The organism is Bradyrhizobium sp. WSM1253, from assembly GCF_000244935.1.
In the GTDB taxonomy this organism is placed as follows: Bacteria; Pseudomonadota; Alphaproteobacteria; order Rhizobiales; family Xanthobacteraceae; genus Bradyrhizobium; species Bradyrhizobium canariense.
On the sequence record NZ_JH600073.1, the window covers coordinates 4198279 to 4217204 of the forward strand.

Here is an 18926-nt window from a genome sequence, read left to right on the forward strand (position 1 = left end):
CTTCGAGCTTGCGCCATCATCTCCGATTCCGCACTTCACGTAGTGATTGCCGGATTGACGCCACACCACCTTGATCCTCCTCTGCAAATAGATCACCATCGCGCGATTGACCGCTCACGGCAGAATGGGCGAGGAAACGCGCATGTCCGAGCTTCCTGGAGCTGGCCTGACTGAACGGACGCCGTCGGCACCGACCATGCAGATGCTCGCGCACGCGCCGATGAGCGACATCGTCGATGCCCTGGCCGGCGGGCGGATCACCGCGAGGGCACTGGCCGAATTCTATCTTGCCCGCATCGCGGTCTATGACCGCGATGGGCCTAAACTCAACTCGGTCCGCGCGCTCAATCCCGATGCGCTCGCGGGCACGCTCGACGGCACGAGGCCGTCGGTCCAGCGGCCGCTGGCGGGCGTACCGATCCTGCTGAAGGACAATATCGCGACCGGCGACGAACAGCCGACCACGGCGGGCTCGCTGGCGCTCGAGGGCGCGCACGCCAGGGATGATGCCACCATCGTCAAGCTGCTGCGGAGCGCCGGCGCGGTGCTCCTGGGCAAGGCGAACCTGACGGAGTTCGCCAACATGCTCGCGATCGACATGCCCTCGGGCTATTCATCGCTGGGCGGGCAGGTGAAGAACCCCTACTCACCAGGCCTGATGGACGAGCACGGCATCCCGGTTCTGACCCCAGGGGGCTCAAGCTCGGGTTCGGCCGTCGCGGTGGCAGCCGGACTGTGCGCAGCCTCGATCGGTACCGAAACCTCGGGCTCGCTGCTGTTTCCTGCCAGCCTGAACGGACTGGTCACCGTGAAGCCGACGGTCGGGCTGATCAGCCGTGCCGGCATCCTGCCGCTCGCGCACAGCCAGGACACCGCCGGGCCTATGACGCGCACGGTGCGCGATGCGGCGATGCTGCTGAATGTGCTGGCTGCCAAGGACCCGCTCGACCCAGTGACGCAAGCGCAGCGGCGCCCGGCCGACTACACCGCCGGCCTCGCGTCGGATGCCGTTAAGGGCGCGCGCATCGGCGTGCCGAGCGACCCCGCTGACCCGCTGAACGATTGCTATTACGGCAAGCTGCTGCCCGACAGGTTCAAGCTGATGACCGAAACGATCAAGACGCTGGAAGATCTCGGCGCCGTCATCGTGCGCGCCAACATGCCGACGCTCGGCTGGATCGGTGGGCCGGGCACAACTATGGCGGTGCTCAATTGCAATCCCCTAAGCAGCCAAAAAGGCACGGTCGTGCGGCCGCCGGTCGTCTTCCTTTACGAGTTGAAGAGTGATCTTAATCTCTATCTGAGGGACTGGGCCACCAATACTGACATCAAGACCATTGCCGACGTCGTGGCCTTCAACAACGCGAACGCGGGAAAGGCGCTGCGCTTCGGCCAGGACTTCTTCCTCGCCGCCGACCTGACCAGAGGCGACTTGAGCGAACGCGTGTACAAATCTGCACGTGCCATGGATCTGCTCTCCGCCAAGACGCACGGTATGGACGCCTACATGAACCGGCACGAGCTCGACGCCGTGCTATTCCCAGGCGCAACTGGCGCGGCGATCGCCGCCAAGGCGGGCTATCCCAGCGTCATGGTGCCCGGCGGCTTCATCTCGGGAACGTTCGACGGCAAAGACACGCCTGATTATCCGCTCGGCGTCACCTTCGCAGGGCGCGCCTGGAGCGAGCACAAGCTGCTGCGTCTGGCGTATGCCTTCGAGCAAGCAAGCAACGCTCGCAAGCCGCCGCCGGGCTTGCCCGCGCTGTGATGTCATCCGCGTGCGCGCGAAATTGCGCGACAGCTTGATCCTCCCTGCCAGATAGACCACCATCGCACCACTTACCGCTCACGGCAGAAGGGGCGAGGAAACGCGAATGAACACTATTTCCGGCGTCGATCTGGGCGAACGCGCCCGCGCCATCGCGCCGCTCATCGCGGGCGAGGCTGACGATATCGAGCGGACGCGGCGGCTGACGCCGGCCGTCGTCGACGCGCTGATCGAGAACGGGCTCTATCGCGCGCTGCTGCCGCAGAGTCTTGGCGGCGTCGAAGCGCCGCCGGAAGCCTTCATGCAGATGCTGGAGGAGATCGCGAAAGCGGATGCCTCCACCGCCTGGTGTCTCGGCCAATGCAGCGTCTGTGCGATGATCGCGGCCTCGCTCGACCACGACACCGCGCAGGAGATCTTCAACACGGCGCCGGGCATCCTCGCCTGGGGCGCAATCGCGCATGAGGCGCGGGCGGTCGAGGGCGGCTATCGCGTCACGGCGCGCTGGGATTTTGCCTCGGGCTCGCGGCAGGCGAGCTGGCTCGGGGCGCATGTCCGCATCGTCGGCGCCGACGGCACGCCGCGGAAAAATGCCGACGGCTCGGCAGAGGTGCGCACCATCCTGTTTCCGGTCGCCAGCGCCGTGCTGCACGACGTCTGGCAGGCGATCGGGCTCGCCGGCACCGGCACCGATTCCTACGAGGTCGCCGACCTGTTCGTCCCCGAGCGCTTCACCGCGTTTCGTGACGTGCCGTCCGCGCTACGCGAGCAGGGTCCACTTTACAGGATCGGCACCGGCTCGACCTTCAGCCTCGGCTTTGCCGCGGTGTCGCTCGGCGTGGCGCGCGCCACGCTGGATGCCGCGATCGCGCTGGCGCGCGGCAAGCATCAGTCGCTGGCGGCCAGCGCCATGCACGACAACCCGGCGGTCCAGGGCCTGATCGGCCGCACCGAGGGCGACCTGCGGGCCGCGCGCGCCTATCTCTATGCGACGGCAAGTGCGATGTGGCGCGATCTCTGCGCGACCGGCGCGTTCAGCGCGGCGCATCGGAGCTCGGTTCGCCTCGCCGCGACCTGGACCATTCACCAGTCGGCCAAGGTGGTCGACACCGCCTACCACATGGCCGGCGCCACGGCCGTATTCCGCAGCAATCCGTTCGAGCGCCGCTTTCGCGACATGCACGCCATCGCCCAGCAGATCCAGGCGCGCGACACGCATTACGAGGATGTCGGTAAGATGATCCTTTCAGGGGACCGCTGACGTCGACCAGTTGCGAAAGTGCACGCACGCTGACCTATATTGAGTTCGCCATCCGGCGTCTTCGTCGCTGAACCTTGGTGAATTTTCTCCGACTAATTTCTATAGCTACAGGACGACGGCTTTTCCGCTGTGACCGCGCCGACCATGTGGAAGCGATAATTCCGAATTGTTTTTAGCGCGCTGCATTTGCGCAAGAGAGGTCCGTTATGGGCCGAACAGCTGGCAGGAAAGTCAGTTGCCATGCCATTCAGGGTCATTCGCCGGGATGGCACCATGGTGGCATGCTCATTGTTGCCACCCTCTGCACCGCATGCACGCTCCTGTTTGCGAGCGAAGCCGTGGCTCAATGCTCGGCGCGAGACGTCCTGCGGAATCAGCTGAAGCTCAAGCAGGCGCCGTCTCATCGGCCGCAAGTCCCAATCAAATCCGCCGTCGATCTCCCCGCGTGGAAGACGATCAGGATCGGGACGTTTGCAAACTTCTTCGCCCTCAGTAACGCGTTGGATGCGGCAGGTTGTGGCGTCGGAAACTCGGCCGGCGAAATTCTGGCGCGGCCAACGTTTACCGTTAGCGCCACGAAAACGAGCGTAGAGCTTTTCACGGTGTCGGCAGCCGAACTGGGCTTTCGGACCGACACGGCGTTGCTGGCGGAGATCTATGCGCGCGCCAAACAATTGGGTTTCGGCCTGGCGGCTGCGGAAGTCGGACCACAACTGAGGCTTCAATATTTCGACCAGCCGATCGGCGAGTTTCTCATCATCGGAATGGAGCCAATCAGGACCTGGCAGGGCGCGCCCGTCATCTTGAATGTCGCCAATGGCGGCGCGGGACTGATCCTCATCGGCCAGGATGGCAGCGCCGAGGCACAGATCCCCGCGGCATCCCGCTTCGTATTCGTGCGGTCCCATGAAACCGCTCCTGCCGAGGAGCAAGAGGCCGTAACACTTGTCGGTCGGTGAGCTTCCAGGTTTGGGCATATCGAGACGCGAGACAACAGGTCAGCATCCTAACTCTAGGCCACCAGCGCGGCGTCTTCCTCGGCACCGTCGATCCCGCGCTGCGCGGCGAGCAGGCTGATGATCTCCGCATTCGGCCGCGCCTTGCTGAACAGAAAACCCTGGCCTTCGTCGCAGCCTTCGGCGCGCAGGCAGCTCAGCTCGGCTTCGGTCTCGACGCCTTCGGCGGTGATGGTGACGCCGAGGCCTTTGCCGAGGCTGACGATGGAGCGGATGATCGCCTGGGCCTCGCGATTGGCGCCGAGATCGCGCACGAAGGACTGGTCGATCTTGATCTTGTCGAACGGGAAGCTGCGCAGATAGCTCAGGCTGGAATAGCCGGTGCCGAAATCGTCCATCGAGATGCGCACGCCGAGCGCGCGCAGCGCGTGCAGCGTCGCCAGCACCTGGGCGCTCTTTTCCAGCAGCAGCGTTTCCGTGATCTCGAGCTCGAGCCGCCGCGGCGGCAGGCCGGAATGCTTCAGCGCATCCGTCACCACCGAAAGCAGATTGCCGCTGCGGAACTGGAGCGGCGACAGGTTGACGGCGACGCGGACGTCGTCCGGCCAGGTCGCTGCGTCGTGACAGGCCCGGCGCAGCATCAGGCCGCCGAGCGGATTGATCAGCCCGGTTTCTTCCGCGACCGGAATGAACTCGGCCGGCGAAACCATGCCGCGCTCGGCATGCGGCCAGCGCACCAGCGCCTCGAAGCCGGTGATGCGGCCGCTCTGGAGGTCGATCAGCGGCTGGTAATACGGCCGCAGGACGTCGTTCTGGATGGCGTCGCGCAGCTCGACCTCGATCTTGCGGCGGGTCTGCGCTTTCGCATCGAGCGCCGCCTCGAAGAACGCGAACGAGCCGCGCGCATCCAGCTTCGCGCGCGACAGCGCCATGTCGGCGCTCTTGAGCAGCTTTTCGGAATCGTCGCCGTCGCCCGGCGCCATCGCGATGCCGATGGAGGCGCTTATCACCACGGAATGGCCGTCGAGCAGATAGGGATCGGCGATGGCTTCGAGCAGGCGCTTGGCCAGCAGCACCGCATCCTCGGGACGCGTCAGGCCGCTCTGCACGATCGCGAACTCGTCCGAGTTCAGCCGCGCCAGCGCGTCGTCCTCGCGCAAGGACGAACGCAGCCGCTTGGCGACGCCGCGCAGCAGCTTGTCGCCGACCGCGTGCCCCAGCGTGTCGTTGACCGCCTTGAAATTGTCGAGCCCCAGCATCAGCAGGGCGACCTTGTCGGTGCTGCGCCTCGTATGCAGCAGCATCTCGTCGACCTGCTGGCGCAGCAGATTGCGGTTCGGCAGACCGGTCAGCCCGTCATGCTGGGCCATGAAGGCGAGCCGCGCCTCGGCGCGCTTGCGCTCGGTGATGTCCATCAGCGCGAGCAGCACCGCGGGCCGCTCGGCATAGGTCAGTTCGCGGGAATAGATCGCAAGGTCGATCAGGGCGCCATCGGCCTTGACGTGCTTCCAGGTGCGTCCGGCCTGCTCCTCACCGGCCGAAGCGGCGGTCCAGGGCGGCTCACTGTCGAAAGCCTGAAGGGAACGGATCGTCAGCCGCTCGAACTCGGCGCGGCTATAGCCGTAATGGGCGACCGCGGCATCGTTGACGCCGAGGATGCGCTCGTCGTCCAGCGCGCAGACGATCATGGGGACCGGATTGCCGTCGAACAGCAGCCGGAACGAGGCCTCGCGCTGCTTCAACTCGGTGATGTCGACGCGCAGGCCGACGACGCCGCCGTCCTCGGTTAGCCGCTCGTCAATCAGGATGACGCGGCCGTCCGCCAGCTTCTGCTCGTGGCGCGAGCCGGGCTGATAGAGCTTTTGCAGCCGCTCCGCGATCCATTCTTCCTCATGGCCGGCAGCTTCGGGATAGTCGCCGCGGGCGACGCCGATGCGCAGCGTGTCCTCCAGGCGGGCGCCCTCCTCGAACAGATCGGCGGTCTTGCTGTAGATCTCCGCGTATTGCTTGTTCCAGAGGACATAGCGGCCCTCGGCATCGAGAAACACGATGCCCTGCGGCAGGATGTCGATGGCCTGGCGCAGGCGCTCATGGGATTTGCGCGCTTCCGCGATCGCAGCCTCGGCACGGCGGCGCAGAACTTCGTCGCGTTCGGACGGAGGATGATGGGCGCGCGCAAAGCGCGGCTTGCGCGGGTGCAGGCCGGACCTGCCAAGCACGCTTCCCTTTCGCTTTTTTGGCTTTCGAAACCCCAAACTCAACTTCACTCGCCCCAGTCGCGCCCAGCCACCGCAACTCTTGGGGCAAGTGTCTGAAAAAAAGGTAATCTTGGGTGGCATGGCGGTGGGACGCACGGTCTGGCAGTCTCGAAAAAACAGCCCTCATTGCCCGTTTGCAAGGCGCGGCAGTGGCGATGGGCGCTCCAAGCACATCGCATTGTCGTCATCGGAGAACGAGATGGCGCAAAATTGCGCGCTGCCTTGAATCATTTCCGCGATCGCGCGCGATTGCATGCAGAAGGGAGTGAGCACGCGTCCCGCGCACGAATTTTGGTCAATGCATGAGAGGGTTATCGCCTCGTTAAGAATCGGCCGTCCGACTCTGCGGAACTGCGACTTTTGAACGAGATTTCATCTGCTGGACTGTTCCTTAACCCTGACGCGGTGTTGGGCTATAAGAATGTCAACATGAGTCCCCGCCGCCTCGCCCCTCTTCTGCTCGTCATGACGCTCCTGGCCGCCGGCGACGCGCTGGCCCAGGACAAGGGCAGCATCAACCCAAAACCGCTGCCGCCGCTCGCTAATCCGAACGATCCGAGTATTGGTGCCAAGGAGCTGTTCGCGCGAAAGCTGCTGCCGTCGAAGGGACCGGCGCACGTCATCGGCTCCTATGTGAAGGGCTGCATCGGCGGCGCCGAGCAGATGCCGCTCAATGGCGACAATTGGCAGGTGATGCGGTTATCGCGCAATCGCAGCTATGGTCACCCCGCGATGATCGCGCTGATCAAGCGGCTTGCGGCGAGGGCGCACAAGGATGCGGGATGGCCGGGCATCCTGGTCGGCGACATCGCCCAGCCGCGCGGCGGGCCGGCGCTGTCCGGCCATGCCAGCCACCAGATCGGCCTCGATGCCGACATCTGGCTGACGCCGATGCCCGACCATCGGCTCTCGCGCGAAGAGCGCGAGGACATGTCGGCGGTGATGATGGTGCGGCCGGACCGGCTCGACATCGATCCGAAGGTGTTCACGCCGGGGCATGTGCTGGTGCTGCGCGACGCGGCGCAGGAGCCGGCGGTGCAGCGCATCTTCGTCAATGCCGCGATCAAGAAGGCGCTGTGCCGCGAGGCCAAGGGCGACCGTTCCTGGCTGTCGAAGATCCGGCCGTGGTGGGGCCACGACTACCACTTCCACATCCGCATGCACTGCCCGGCGGGCGCGAGCGACTGCGAGGGCCAGCCGTCGCAATCCGAGGACGAAGGCTGCAAGCCGTCCGATCTCTCCTACTGGTTCAGCGACGGCGTGCTGCACCCCAAACCCCCGCCGGAGCCACCGAAGCCGAAACCGCCGATGACGCTGGCGCAGATGCCGGCGGCGTGCAAGGCCGTGCTGCACGCGGGCAATGCGAAGCCGTAGCCGGTCAGGCTGTAACAACTTCGTCAGCGGCTAGTCCTCGGATCTCCAAATGCGTTAGAGTGCGGCGCTGCCCTGCCGTAAGCGGGTCGGCCCTGCCGGGATGCAATCCCGCCCTCATCAACCAAATCCCTCCTCACGCGTGCGGCTTCGTCGCGCGCGCCAGCCATTGTGAGAGCCCATGCGCATCAGTGCACGCAACCAGATCAAGGGAACGGTCATCGAAGTCACGAAGGGCGCCACGACGTCCCACGTCCGTGTCGACATCGGCAACGGTACGATCGTGACCTCCTCGATCACCAACGAGGCGGTCGACGACCTCGGCATCAAGGCGAAGGGGCAGGTCACGGTGGTGATCAAGGCCTCCGATGTGATGATCGCGGTGGACTGAGATGCGCATCCCTCTGCTGCTTGGATTGCTGTTGCTCGGTATCGCGCCCGCCTTTGCGGCGGAAGAACCCAGCGGCTGCGACAAATTCAAATGGTCGATCGAGCGCGAGCGCGCCGCGCTGACCGCGCCCGACGGTGTCAAGATGGCATCGGGAAGCGAGCAGGCCGCGTTGCCGTCGTCGGCCATCACGCTGGGGCTGGTCGCGTCCGCGGAGGCAAAACTGCCGACGCCTCCGGAGCGCGCGCCAAAGGACGGCACATTTGCCGGCTTCACTGGCATCAAGGCCCCGAAGGCCGGGCTCTACACGGTCAGCCTGTCCTCGGGCGCGTGGGTCGATTTGGTCCAGGACGGGCATGCCCTCAAGCCCGTGGCGTTCAGTGGCGCGACCGATTGCGACGGCATCCGCAAGACCATGAAATACGAGCTGTCGGGCCAGCCCGTCGTGCTCCAGGTCAGCGGCGCCAAGGACAATTCGCTCTCAATCGCCATCCTACCGGCGCAATGAGCCAAGCGGTCGCCTTTGACCTGAGGCCCTGGCCTGCTATCTTCGAGAGTAGCGATATCCCTGCCGGCCGTAAGCCGCCGCCGGGACCCGTGGAACAGCGCTTCCGCTCGTCGCTCAGACCCACCAACGCCGGATCTGCGCGTGCTTCTTGCGCGCGCGATCTCGCACGGAGCGCATCCATGATTCGTATTGCCGGACTTTTCACCGCTTTCGTGATCCTCGCGGGCGCGGGCCTTTCGCCTGCCGCCGCCGAGGACAAGACCATCACCGTGTTCGCGGCAGCCTCGATGAAGAACGCGCTCGACGAGGTCGACGCGGCCTACACCGCGAGGACCGGCGTCAAGTTCAGCGTCAGCTATGCCGCAAGCTCCGTGCTCGCCAGGCAGATCGAGCAGGGCGCGCCGGCCGATGTGTTCGTCTCCGCCGACACCGACTGGATGGACTACGCGATCTCCAAGAAGACCATCAACGAGCCGACCCGGGTCAATCTGCTCGGCAACAGCATCGTGCTGATTGCGCCGAAGGATTCCAGACTCGACAATGTCACCATCGCGCAGGGCTTCGACCTCGCAAAACTCGCCGGCGATGGCAGGATCGCGACCGGCGACGTCAAGTCGGTGCCGGTCGGGAAATATGCCAAGGCGGCGCTGGAAAAGCTCGGCGCCTGGCAGGCGGCGGAGCCGAAATTCGCCATGGCCGAGAGCGTGCGTGCCGCGCTGACGCTGGTCGCGCGCGGCGAGGCCAACCTCGGCATCGTCTATTCCACCGATGCCAAGGTCGAGCCCGGCGTGAAGATCGTCGGCACCTTCCCGGCGGATTCGCATCCCGCGATCATCTATCCCGTCGCTGCGACCGCGACGGCAAAGGGCGAGACCAGCGACTATCTCGCCTTCCTGCGCTCGACCGCCGCCAAGACCATTCTGGAAAAATACGGTTTCAAGTTCCTGATCAGCCCCTCCACTTAATTTTGCGATTTGATGCTCGACATCTCTCCCGCCGAATGGACGGCGATCCTGCTCTCGCTCAGGGTCGCCGTGATCGCAACGCTGGTGGCAACGCCGTTCGGCATTGCGCTGGCGTGGCTGCTCGCGCGGCGTGAGTTCTGGGGCAAGTCGGTGCTCGATGCGCTGGTGCATCTGCCGCTGGTGCTGCCGCCCGTCGTCACCGGATATCTGCTGCTGCTCACTTTCGGCCGCCGCGGACTCGTCGGCGGCTTCCTGGCGGACCATCTCGGCATCGTCTTCGCCTTCCGCTGGACCGGTGCCGCGCTTGCCTGCGGCCTGATGGCGTTTCCGCTGCTGGTGCGTCCGATGCGATTGTCGATCGAGGCGATCGACCGCCGGCTCGAGCAGGCCGCCGAGACGCTCGGCGCCACTCCTTTCAAAGTGTTCTTCACGGTGACGCTGCCGCTGGCGCTGCCCGGCGTGCTCGCCGGCATGGTGCTTGGCTTTGCCAAAGCGATCGGCGAATTCGGCGCCACCATCACCTTCGTCTCCAACATTCCCGGCGAGACCCAAACGATTTCGTCCGCGATCTATTCGCTGATCCAGACCCCGGACGGCGACGCCGCCGCGGGACGGCTCGTGATCGTCTCGATCGTGCTGGCGCTCGGTGCGCTGATTGCCGCCGAATGGTTCGCCCGCCGCGCCACCGCGCGCCTGCACGGGAATTGACCATGCTGCGTGTCGACATCGAAAAGCAGCTCGGCGAATTCTCGCTGTCCGCCGCCTTCGCGAGCGAGGGCCGCGTCATCGGCCTGTTCGGAGCGTCGGGCGCCGGCAAGACCTCGCTGGTCAACATGATCGCGGGGCTGCTGCGGCCCGACCGCGGCATCATCGTGATCGACGGCGAGACTGTCGACGACAGCGTGGCCGGCATTCATGTCCCGACCTGGCGCCGTCGCATCGGCTATGTGTTTCAGGATGCGCGGCTGTTTCCGCATCTCAACGTCGCGCAAAATCTCGACTATGGCAGGCGGATGAACCGCCTCGCGCCGGATCCGGCGCAGCACAAGCGCGTCATCGAGCTGCTCGACATCGGCGCACTGCAGGGTCGCCGTCCCGGAAAGCTCTCCGGCGGCGAGCGGCAGCGGGTCGCGCTCGGCCGCGCGCTGCTGTCGCGGCCGCGCCTGCTGCTGCTCGACGAACCGCTCGGCGCGCTCGACGAGGGCCGCAAGCTGGAGATCCTGCCCTATCTGGTGCGGCTGCGCGACGAGGCCAACGTCCCCATGGTCTATGTCAGCCACGACGCCGCCGAGCTGCGCCAGCTCGCGACGCAGATCGTGATGCTGAAGCACGGCCGCGTGACGTCGTTCGGCGGGGTGAAGGTGCTGACGTGAGGGGCGGTTGAGCAGGCAACGGATGAGGCAAGCCGCCGGCCCACCCTCCGCCGTCGTCCTGGCGAAAGCCAGGACCCATACCGCGTGATCTATCAGCGGCAGGTGGTGTGCGTACCGCCGAAGAAAACGTAACTGCCCGTGTTCGCAAAACTACTCCCCGGGGTAATGGGTCCTGGCTTTCGCCAGGACGACGTTGGGGCGGACTCGTAGACCGAGACCATCACCGAGGACCGGCTGAGCAGATCGGCGAGGAAGTGCGACAGCTCCGCATTGCCGAGCGCTTCCACCAGATGAACGTGGAGCGCGCTCGACAGCCGCACCGAGGCGACGCGGTCGCCGCGCGTTGCGGCGGCGCGCTCTGCTACCGGGAACCGCAACTACCAGCCGCGATCGACGTTGCGCACCTCGCCCGTTCGGGCGTCCACGTCGACCTCCATCCAGCGGCCGGCGCGATCACGGCCTTCGATCTGCCATTCATCGCCTAGGAACTCGGTGTGCGAGACGGTCATGACGCCGATATCGGTGGCGACATCGAGCGCGACCTGCATCGAGATCTGATCTCCGGTGTCATAGGCCATCGCGGGCGCGGCCGATCCGATGCCGATCGCAACGATCGCCGGCAAGATGAGCTTTCGCATGGATTACTCCTGTCAGCTGCGTTTACGCCGCTAAGAACGAGCGGCATCGCGGAGCGTTCCGGGAGCGGCGGTCACGAAGACGCGCAAATCTTCGGCGGTTGCGGCGATTTGGTGGCGGTTCCCGCGCTGTCGCCACGGACCCCGCCGTCGTCCTGGCGAAAGGCAGGACCCATTACCCTAGGGAGAAGCGGGTGGGGCAGATCGTCACCACCAGCCTTCGCGAAACAGCTGGCGGTGGTTATGGGTCCTGGCCCCCGTGCGCAATTGCGCACTAGGCCAGGACGACGAAGAAGCAGACGTGCGCTTCATCAATGACCGCCGACGCGGATGTAGCGTTAAACCCCCGCCACCGAGCTCCACAAATCCGCGAGCTTGCGCCGCAGGACCTGCATGCGCGTCAGCGGGGCGGGGGTTTCCTCATCTTCCGGCAGGCGCAGGCCGACGACGTTGACTCGGCCACCGGAGATCGAGCGCGCCACAAGCACGATCGGATCCAGCACGAGCTCCGCCCCCTCTTTCGGCGCGCGGTCGAGATGGACGTCGAAATAATCAGCGAGCGTGTGCCCGCTCTCGTCCTCGCCGACCTTCACGCCGTAGATCTCCGCGAGCTCGGCGAGCGTGTGCTCGCCGGAGACCATGAAGTCGCCCAGCAGATGCGGGTCCGGCGCCGAGCTCGGCTGCATGTCGACGAAGAAGCGGTCGAGCGATTCGGCCTTTTCCGGGGGCGCCAGCAGATAGATGTAATCGCCGGGCGCGATCGGCTCGGCTTCAATCGGCGTCAAGATGTTCTCGTTGCGGATCACCAGCGTCGGCTTCGACCAGGACGGGATCAGGCCGCGGCGAAAATACAGGCTCTTGGACCGCACCGGATAGCCGACGAGCTGCTGCTCGAGCTGGCCGGGCAGATCCAATTCGACACGGCGCGGGCCACGCTCGGCGCGCGGCAGCGCCACGTGCAGCTTGCGCGCGGCCGGCGCCAGCGTCCAGCCTTGCAGCAGGAGCGAGATGATGACGACGACGAAGGCGACGTCGAAATAGAGATAGGCCTTCGACAGCCCGACCAGCATCGGGATCGAGGCCAGGAAGATCGCGACCGCGCCGCGCAGACCGGTCCAGGCGATGAAGATCTTTTCGCGCCAGTTGAAGCGGAACGGCGCCAGGCACACGAACACCGCGATCGGCCGCGCCACCAGCATCAGGACGAATGCGATCCCGACCGCCGGCAGCACGCTGCCGCCAAGCCGGCTCGGCGAGACCAGCAGGCCGAGCAGCACGAACATCACGATCTGCGCGAGCCAGGTCGCGGCGTCCAGGAAGGCCACCACCGAATTATGCGCACGCGTCGGCCGGTTGCCGATGATAATACCGGCGAGATAGACCGCGAGGAAGCCCGAGGCGTGCATGATCTGCGAGCCGCCGAAGATGACGAGCGCGGCGGTGGTGACAAACGGCGCATGGAGGCCCTGCGGCAGCGCGACCTTGTTGAGCGCGATGACCACCAGACGCCCGCCGATCACCCCGACGACGGCGCCCAGCACGGCCTCCTGGGCGAACTCCATCAGCACATGCACGGCCGTGCCCGTTCCGAGCGAGATGTATTCGACCAGCATCAGGGTCAGGAAGATCGCGAAGGGATCATTGGTGCCGGATTCGACCTCCAGCGTCGCCCCGACGCGCGGGCGCAGGCGCAGGCCCTGGGTATGCACCAGCAGGAACACTGCGGCCGCGTCAGTCGAGGCCACCACCGCGCCGACCAGCAGCGACTCCGTCCAGTTGAGGTCGAGCGCGTATTTAGCGAACGGCGCCGTGATCAGCGCGGTCAGCAGCACGCCGACGGTCGCGAGCACCATGGAAGGCGCGAGCACGGTGCGAATGCTGGCAAATCGGGTCCGCAAGCCACCATCGAACAGGATCAGTGCGAGCGCGACCGAGCCGACCAGATAGGTGGTTCGGACGTCGTCGAACTGCAGCTGTCCGGGACCGGAATCGCCCGCGAGCATGCCGATCGCGAGGAAGACGAGCAGAAGGGGCGCGCCGAAGCGCAGCGCAAGCAGGCTTGACAGGATCCCGGCCAACACCAGGACGGCGCCGAGCAATATGGCGAGGCTGACAGTGTCGAGGGAAGCCATCCACCTTCCGGGTACGAAATCGCTGGAATTGCATCCTTATCGTCGGCGGACTCCCACGCCAACCCATTTTCTCCCGCTCGCGGCAATCTGCCCGCATTTTGCGGCCTTAACGCTCTTTACTTAGCGGTGTATCGGTGGCCCGGCCGGGCCCTTTGTGGGATTCTCCGGCGCGCTCGAATCGATGCCTCCCGCCCGCTCCCCGACGAGACCGATAGACATGGACCTCAAAGACTTCATGGAGTTCGTGCAGACCACTGCGCGCAGCGTCGGGGCCGAAATCTCCTCGCCCTGGTTCTACCTGCAGTTCGGGCTCATTCTGGCCGCGGCCGGCATCGCCTATGCCGCCGAAGCCGCCGTTCGCAGCCGGGTCGACATGACCTCGCTGGCGATGCGCTGGCCGCTGCCGCTCCGGCACTTCGCCCGGGTGATGGTCGCCAGCGCCTCGACGGCGGTGTTCACGCTGCTCGTGATCGTCTCGCGCGTTGTCATGTACCACGCGACCTGGCCAAGCCGCAGCTATCTCCTAATGGTCGCCGCCAAGCTGGGGCTGGCTTGGCTCGCGATCCGGCTGCTGACCTCGGTGCTGCGCAACGCCTTCATCGTCAAGCTGGTGTCGATCACGGCCTGGTTCGTCGCGGCGCTCTCGATCCTCGGCCAGCTCGATGCGACGGTCGACCTGCTCGATTCCTTCGCCATCGTGCTCGGCGGGCTGCGGCTGACACCGCTGCTGGTGATCAAGGCCGGCGCGCTGCTGCTCATCGCGCTCTGGCTCACCAACATCGCCAGCAATTTCGCCGAGAGCCGGATCAACTCGACCACCGATCTGACCCCGTCGGTACAGGTGCTGCTGGTCAAGATCATCCGCATCGGCCTGCTTGCGGTCGCGATCGTGATCGCGCTCGGCACGGTCGGCATCGATCTCTCGGCGCTCGCGGTGTTCTCCGGCGCGGTCGGCGTCGGCATCGGCATCGGCCTGCAGAAGATCGTCGCCAATTTCATCTCGGGGATCATCCTGCTCGCCGACAAATCGGTGAAGCCTGGCGATCTCGTCACCATCGGCGACAACACCGGGCGGATCAGCGCGATGAAGACGCGCTATATTTCCGTCGCCGCCGGCGATGGCCGCGAATTCCTGGTGCCGAACGAGGATCTGGTGACGCAGAAGGTCGTCAACTGGACCTACACCGACAAGAACACGCTGGTGAAGATCGCCTTCGGCACCAATTACGACGCGGACCCACGGCTGGTCTGCAAGCTCGCCGCCGAGACCGCGGCCGCGCATCCGCGCGCACAGAAGGGCAAGCCGCCGAATTGCATCCTGACCGAGTTCGCCGAAGCCGGGATGAAGTTCTCGCTGACCTTCTGGATCGCCGACCCCGACGGCATGGACAACGTCAAGAGCGACGTGATGCTGGCGCTGTGGGACGCCTTCAAGCGCGAGGGTATCCGGGTTCCCTACCCGGTCCGCGAAATCCGCGTCCGCGGCGGTGCCCTGCCGGTGGAAACCATCATGGAAGTCCCGAATTAGGCCAGCTTAGGGGCGCAAGGCAGGCAGGCCTGACTTGCATGAAGGCGCGCAATCATTAAATTGGGGCGCGAAATCAAGCCTTTCCGCCGATATCGAGCCCACCTCAGAAGATTGCGCCCGCATGAGCTACGTCGAAGCCTCCGATACCTCCCTGCGCAAGACCGGACAGATCAAGCTGCATGGGCCAAGCGCCTTTGCCGGCATGCGCAAGGCGGGCGCGCTGGTGGCGAAGTGCCTCGACGAGCTCACCGACATCGTCGGGCCCGGCGTTCCGACCGAGCGCATCGACCAGTTCGTCCGCGACTTCGCCTTCAGCAACAATGCCTATCCGGCGACGCTGATGTATCGCGGCTACCGCTATTCGACCTGCACCTCGCTCAACCACGTGGTCTGCCACGGCATGCCTGGCGACCGTCCGCTGAAAGAGGGCGACATCGTCAACATCGACGTCACCTTCATCGTCGACGGCTGGTACGGCGATTCCAGCCGGATGTATGCGGTCGGCCCGATCGCGCGCAAGGCGGAGCGGCTGATCGAGGTGACCTATGAGGCGATGATGCGCGGCATCGCCGCAGTGAAGCCCGGCGCCACCACCGGCGACATCGGCCACGCCATCCAGAGTTTCGTCGAGCCGCAGGCCATGAGCGTGGTGCGCGATTTCTGCGGCCATGGCCTCGGGCGCATGTTCCACGACGAGCCGAACATCATCCATATCGGCCGGCCCGGCGAAGGCGTGCAGCTCAAGCCCGGCATGTTCTTCACCATCGAGCCGATGATCAATCTCGGCAAGCCGCATGTGAAGATCCTCTCCGACGGCTGGACCGCCGTGACCCGTGACCGCTCGCTGTCGGCGCAGTTCGAGCATTCGGTGGGCGTTACCGCCACCGGCGTCGAGATTTTCACGCTGTCGGAGCGGCACGGCGAGAAGCAGATCGGGTGATCCCACCGCGCGCTTATCGCGGCCGGCGGAACGACGACGGCCGCCGCTTGTAGGTCGCGGCAAAGGCATCGTTGAATCTGCGAACGCTGCCGAAGCCTGCGGCGAAGGCGATCTCCGCCAATGTCATGCTGGTCTGGTCGATCAGGCGCTTGGCTTCCTGCACGCGCCGCGTCGCCGCGATCTCGCTCGGGCTCGCCCCGGCATGGCGCATGAACAGGCGGAGCAGATGGCGCGGCCCGACGCCAAGGGCTTCTGCAAGCTCCGCCATGGATGCACGATCCAGGAAACCTTCATTGATCAGGCGCACGCCGCGCGCAACGGTGCTCGCCGTTCCCATCCAGGCCGGCGACCCCGGCGCGGTTTCCGGCCGGCAGCGCAGACACGGGCGAAAGCCGGCACGTTCGGCGGCGGCGGCGGTCGGATAGAAGGTGACGTTTTCGGAGCGCGCGGGGCGAACCGGGCAGACCGGCCGGCAGTAGATCCGCGTCGAGCGGACACCCGAAAAGAACAGGCCGTCGAATGCGCGCGCACGCGCGAGGCGCGCGCGATCGCAAGTGTCCCAGTCGAGATGCGGTGGCAGCGTCTGCCGATGTTCCGAACCTGTCGCCATTGCGCGACAATAATGCCCGCGCTGCACGCCGAGTAGCCGAAATCGGACTCGGTCGGGCGATGAGGTCCGAATCCAGCCAGCCTGCGCCGCCGCGCCGGATCATGGTCCCGGTCCATCCCGGAGCAGATTCGCATGAGCCCGCAGGCGCAACACACGACAGAACAAACCACTCTCGCGCTCGATATCGGGCTTCTGCTGCTGCTCTCGCTGATCTGGGGCAGCTCGTTCACGCTGATCAAGGTCGCGATCCCGACGATCCCGCCCTTCACGATGGTTGCCGCGCGTGTGACGATCGCGGCCATTCTCCTGATTGCGGTCGCTCGCGCGCAGGGACACGCCCTTCCCGGCCGTGGATCGGTATGGGCGGCTTTCTTCGTGCAAGGGCTGCTGCAAAGCGCCTTGCCGTTCACCCTGATCAGTTGGGGCGAGATGCATATCGCAAGCGGTCTTGCCGGCGTGCTCAATGCGACCCCGCCGATGTTCGTGCTCGCGATCGCGCTGATGACCCGGCTCGGGCGGCAGACCATGAGTAGCCGGAAGATCATCGGCGTCGCCCTCGGCCTTGCGGGCGTCGCGGTGACCATGGGTGCCGACGCGCTCTCAGGGATCGGCACGACGGCACCGCTGGCGCAGGCGGCCGTGCTGTGCGCGAGCCTCTGCTACGCGCTGGCACCGATATGGGGACAACGCTTCTCGGGCCTGCCCGCAATCGTCACCGCGGCCGGCGCCATGAGTTGCGCCGCAGCGCTGATGCTGCCCGCGGCCACCGCCATCGAACGGCCCTGGACCCTCCCGCCACCGCCCGCGAGCGCGATCGCAGCGGTCATCACGCTCGCGATTGTCTGTACGGCCCTTGCGATGGTGATCTACTTCCGCTTGATCCGCACGCTCGGCCCGCTTGGCACGACCAGTGGGAGCTACCTGCGTGCGGGCTTTGCCGTGGCGCTCGGCACCGTATGGCTCGGCGAGCACTTCAGCTGGTCCAGCCTTGCCGGCATGGCGCTCATTCTCGTCGGCGTGGTGGCGATTACGGTGTCCCCGCCGGCGCACAGCGCCAAGAAGCCGATAGGCTGAGCCACCATCTTCTGGGCCAGCTGTCGGGACCAGCGCGCCACCGCCGCAATTGACGGTTGCAAAAACGATTACCCGCAGCAATGCTGGCGGCCGATGCCCGCCAAGACCGACCATGACAAGAGCAAGCCGGAGGACGCGCCGCCGCACTATCTCGGCCATCGCGAACGGCTGCGCGAGCGCTTCTACAGCGCGGGTGCGGACGCGCTCAGCGACTACGAGCTGCTGGAGATGGCGCTGTTTCCGGCACTGCCGCGGCGTGACACCAAGCCGCTGGCGAAGTCGCTGATCAAGACCTTTGGCTCGTTTGCCGAGGTCGTGCACGCGCCGGTGGCGCGCCTGCGCGAGGTGGACGGCGTCGGCGAATCCGCGATCCACCAGCTCAAGCTGCTCGCGGCGGCGGCGCACCGCGTCGCCAAGGGCGGGGTCAACAGCCGCAACGCGCTGTCGTCCTGGAACGAGGTGATCGACTATTGCCGCACCAGCATGGCGTTTGCCGAGAAGGAGCAGTTTCGCCTGCTGTTCCTCGACAAGCGCAACCAGCTCATCGCCGACGAGGTGCAGCAGACCGGCACCGTCGATCACACCCCGGTCTATCCGCGCGAGGTGATCAAGCGCGCGTTGGAATTATCCGCGACCGCGCTGATCCTGGTGCACAACCACCCCTCAGGCGATCCCTCGCCCTCGCAGGCCGACATCCAGATGACCAAGGCGATCATCGACATCGCCAAGCCGCTCGGCATCGCCGTCCACGACCACATCATCGTGGGCAAGAGCGGGCATGCGAGTTTGCGCGGGATGCGGTTGATCTAGTAACAATATCGCGGATCGACCGGGACATAGGAGCCGTCCCGGCGCTGCATGTAGCAGCCGCGCTGATAGGCGTAATAGCCGGAGCGGCGGCGTTCGCCCTCGGAGGCGATCGCGGCGCCCGTGCCGGCACCGACGACAGCGCCGATGGCGGCTCCGCGGCCTCCGCCGATGGCGCCACCCACGATCGCTCCACCGACGCCGCCGAGGATGGCACCGCCAATTGCGTCCTGCGCCGCCGCCTCATGAGCCGGCATCGCGATTACGACCGCCAGACATGCCGCGATAGCGAAACTTCCAATGCGAAGACCTCGAAGCATGCTCGCCCTCCCCTGTGGTCAGACGAGTCATA

Annotated in this window: 19 protein-coding genes; 13 read left to right on the plus strand and 6 right to left on the minus strand. The window is 65.7% G+C overall.

Annotated features, from left to right (window positions below; genetic code table 11):
* The first annotated feature begins 142 nt into the window (after positions 1-142).
* The 3 genes from BRA1253DRAFT_RS21395 (at position 143) to BRA1253DRAFT_RS21405 (ending at position 3988) form a co-directional block, all read left to right on the plus strand.
* The gene (locus tag BRA1253DRAFT_RS21395; protein WP_007597771.1) at positions 143-1768 is read left to right on the plus strand and encodes an amidase family protein; all 1626 of its coding nucleotides are present in this window, start codon (positions 143-145) and stop codon (positions 1766-1768) included.
* Positions 1769-1874: 106 nt separating this feature from the next.
* The gene (locus tag BRA1253DRAFT_RS21400; RefSeq protein WP_007597772.1) at positions 1875-3029 is read left to right on the plus strand and encodes an acyl-CoA dehydrogenase family protein; all 1155 of its coding nucleotides are present in this window, start codon (positions 1875-1877) and stop codon (positions 3027-3029) included.
* A gap of 206 nt (positions 3030-3235) precedes the next feature.
* Positions 3236-3988: a hypothetical protein gene (locus BRA1253DRAFT_RS21405; RefSeq protein WP_007597773.1), complete on the plus strand. Its 753-nt coding sequence runs from the start codon at positions 3236-3238 to the stop codon at positions 3986-3988.
* A gap of 53 nt (positions 3989-4041) precedes the next feature.
* Here the strand turns inward: BRA1253DRAFT_RS21405 and BRA1253DRAFT_RS21410 are convergent, their stop codons facing one another.
* Entirely contained in the window at positions 4042-6204 is a 2163-nt protein-coding gene (locus tag BRA1253DRAFT_RS21410; protein ID WP_007597774.1) for a bifunctional diguanylate cyclase/phosphodiesterase, read from the minus strand.
* Between the two features lie 468 nt (positions 6205-6672).
* On the opposite strand from BRA1253DRAFT_RS21410, the gene mepA reads away from it, so the two are divergent.
* The 6 genes from mepA to modC all read left to right on the plus strand — a co-directional run bounded on the left by mepA (position 6673) and on the right by modC (position 10848).
* Positions 6673-7617, plus strand: a complete 945-nt coding sequence (mepA, locus tag BRA1253DRAFT_RS21415) for a penicillin-insensitive murein endopeptidase (RefSeq protein WP_035995328.1) — start codon at positions 6673-6675, stop codon at positions 7615-7617.
* Positions 7618-7795: 178 nt separating this feature from the next.
* Positions 7796-8005, plus strand: coding sequence for a molybdopterin-binding protein (locus tag BRA1253DRAFT_RS21420; protein WP_007597777.1), 210 nt, complete (start codon positions 7796-7798; stop codon positions 8003-8005).
* Between the two features lies 1 nt (position 8006).
* Positions 8007-8510, plus strand: a complete 504-nt coding sequence (locus BRA1253DRAFT_RS21425) for a hypothetical protein (RefSeq protein ID WP_007597779.1) — start codon at positions 8007-8009, stop codon at positions 8508-8510.
* Positions 8511-8689: 179 nt separating this feature from the next.
* Positions 8690-9475, plus strand: a complete 786-nt coding sequence (gene modA, locus BRA1253DRAFT_RS21430; protein WP_007597780.1) for a molybdate ABC transporter substrate-binding protein — start codon at positions 8690-8692, stop codon at positions 9473-9475.
* Positions 9476-9487: 12 nt separating this feature from the next.
* The gene (modB, locus tag BRA1253DRAFT_RS21435; protein WP_007597781.1) at positions 9488-10183 is read left to right on the plus strand and encodes a molybdate ABC transporter permease subunit; all 696 of its coding nucleotides are present in this window, start codon (positions 9488-9490) and stop codon (positions 10181-10183) included.
* A gap of 2 nt (positions 10184-10185) precedes the next feature.
* A complete protein-coding gene (modC, locus tag BRA1253DRAFT_RS21440; protein WP_007597782.1) occupies positions 10186-10848 on the plus strand; it encodes a molybdenum ABC transporter ATP-binding protein in 663 nt (220 codons plus the stop codon).
* Between the two features lie 92 nt (positions 10849-10940).
* Here the strand turns inward: modC and BRA1253DRAFT_RS45320 are convergent, their stop codons facing one another.
* The 3 genes from BRA1253DRAFT_RS45320 to BRA1253DRAFT_RS21455 all read right to left on the minus strand — a co-directional run bounded on the left by BRA1253DRAFT_RS45320 (position 10941) and on the right by BRA1253DRAFT_RS21455 (position 13615).
* Positions 10941-11225: a hypothetical protein gene (locus BRA1253DRAFT_RS45320; RefSeq protein ID WP_035993768.1), complete on the minus strand. Its 285-nt coding sequence runs from the start codon at positions 11223-11225 to the stop codon at positions 10941-10943.
* On the minus strand, positions 11226-11486 hold the full coding sequence (locus BRA1253DRAFT_RS21450; protein WP_007597783.1) for a PepSY domain-containing protein: 261 nt from the start codon (positions 11484-11486) through the stop codon (positions 11226-11228). It abuts the gene before it with no gap.
* A gap of 335 nt (positions 11487-11821) precedes the next feature.
* Entirely contained in the window at positions 11822-13615 is a 1794-nt protein-coding gene (locus BRA1253DRAFT_RS21455) for a potassium/proton antiporter (protein WP_007597784.1), read from the minus strand.
* 211 nt (positions 13616-13826) lie between these two features.
* On the opposite strand from BRA1253DRAFT_RS21455, the gene BRA1253DRAFT_RS21460 reads away from it, so the two are divergent.
* Together BRA1253DRAFT_RS21460 and map are read left to right on the plus strand one after the other, a co-directional pair.
* Complete coding sequence (locus BRA1253DRAFT_RS21460; RefSeq protein ID WP_035995330.1) at positions 13827-15143, plus strand: mechanosensitive ion channel family protein; 1317 nt, start codon at positions 13827-13829, stop codon at positions 15141-15143.
* Positions 15144-15264: 121 nt separating this feature from the next.
* Positions 15265-16083: a type I methionyl aminopeptidase gene (gene map / locus BRA1253DRAFT_RS21465; RefSeq protein ID WP_007597786.1), complete on the plus strand. Its 819-nt coding sequence runs from the start codon at positions 15265-15267 to the stop codon at positions 16081-16083.
* Positions 16084-16096: 13 nt separating this feature from the next.
* Here the strand turns inward: map and BRA1253DRAFT_RS21470 are convergent, their stop codons facing one another.
* Complete coding sequence (locus BRA1253DRAFT_RS21470; protein ID WP_007597788.1) at positions 16097-16693, minus strand: bifunctional transcriptional activator/DNA repair enzyme AdaA; 597 nt, start codon at positions 16691-16693, stop codon at positions 16097-16099.
* 132 nt (positions 16694-16825) lie between these two features.
* On the opposite strand from BRA1253DRAFT_RS21470, the gene BRA1253DRAFT_RS21475 reads away from it, so the two are divergent.
* Together BRA1253DRAFT_RS21475 and radC are read left to right on the plus strand one after the other, a co-directional pair.
* Positions 16826-17767, plus strand: coding sequence for a DMT family transporter (locus tag BRA1253DRAFT_RS21475; RefSeq protein ID WP_007597790.1), 942 nt, complete (start codon positions 16826-16828; stop codon positions 17765-17767).
* A gap of 93 nt (positions 17768-17860) precedes the next feature.
* A complete protein-coding gene (radC, locus tag BRA1253DRAFT_RS21480) occupies positions 17861-18577 on the plus strand; it encodes a DNA repair protein RadC (protein WP_007597792.1) in 717 nt (238 codons plus the stop codon).
* Here the strand turns inward: radC and BRA1253DRAFT_RS21485 are convergent.
* On the minus strand, positions 18574-18894 hold the full coding sequence (locus BRA1253DRAFT_RS21485; RefSeq protein WP_007597793.1) for a glycine zipper domain-containing protein: 321 nt from the start codon (positions 18892-18894) through the stop codon (positions 18574-18576). The two genes, radC and BRA1253DRAFT_RS21485, sit on opposite strands and share 4 nt — an antisense overlap.
* Positions 18895-18926: the final 32 nt, after the last annotated feature.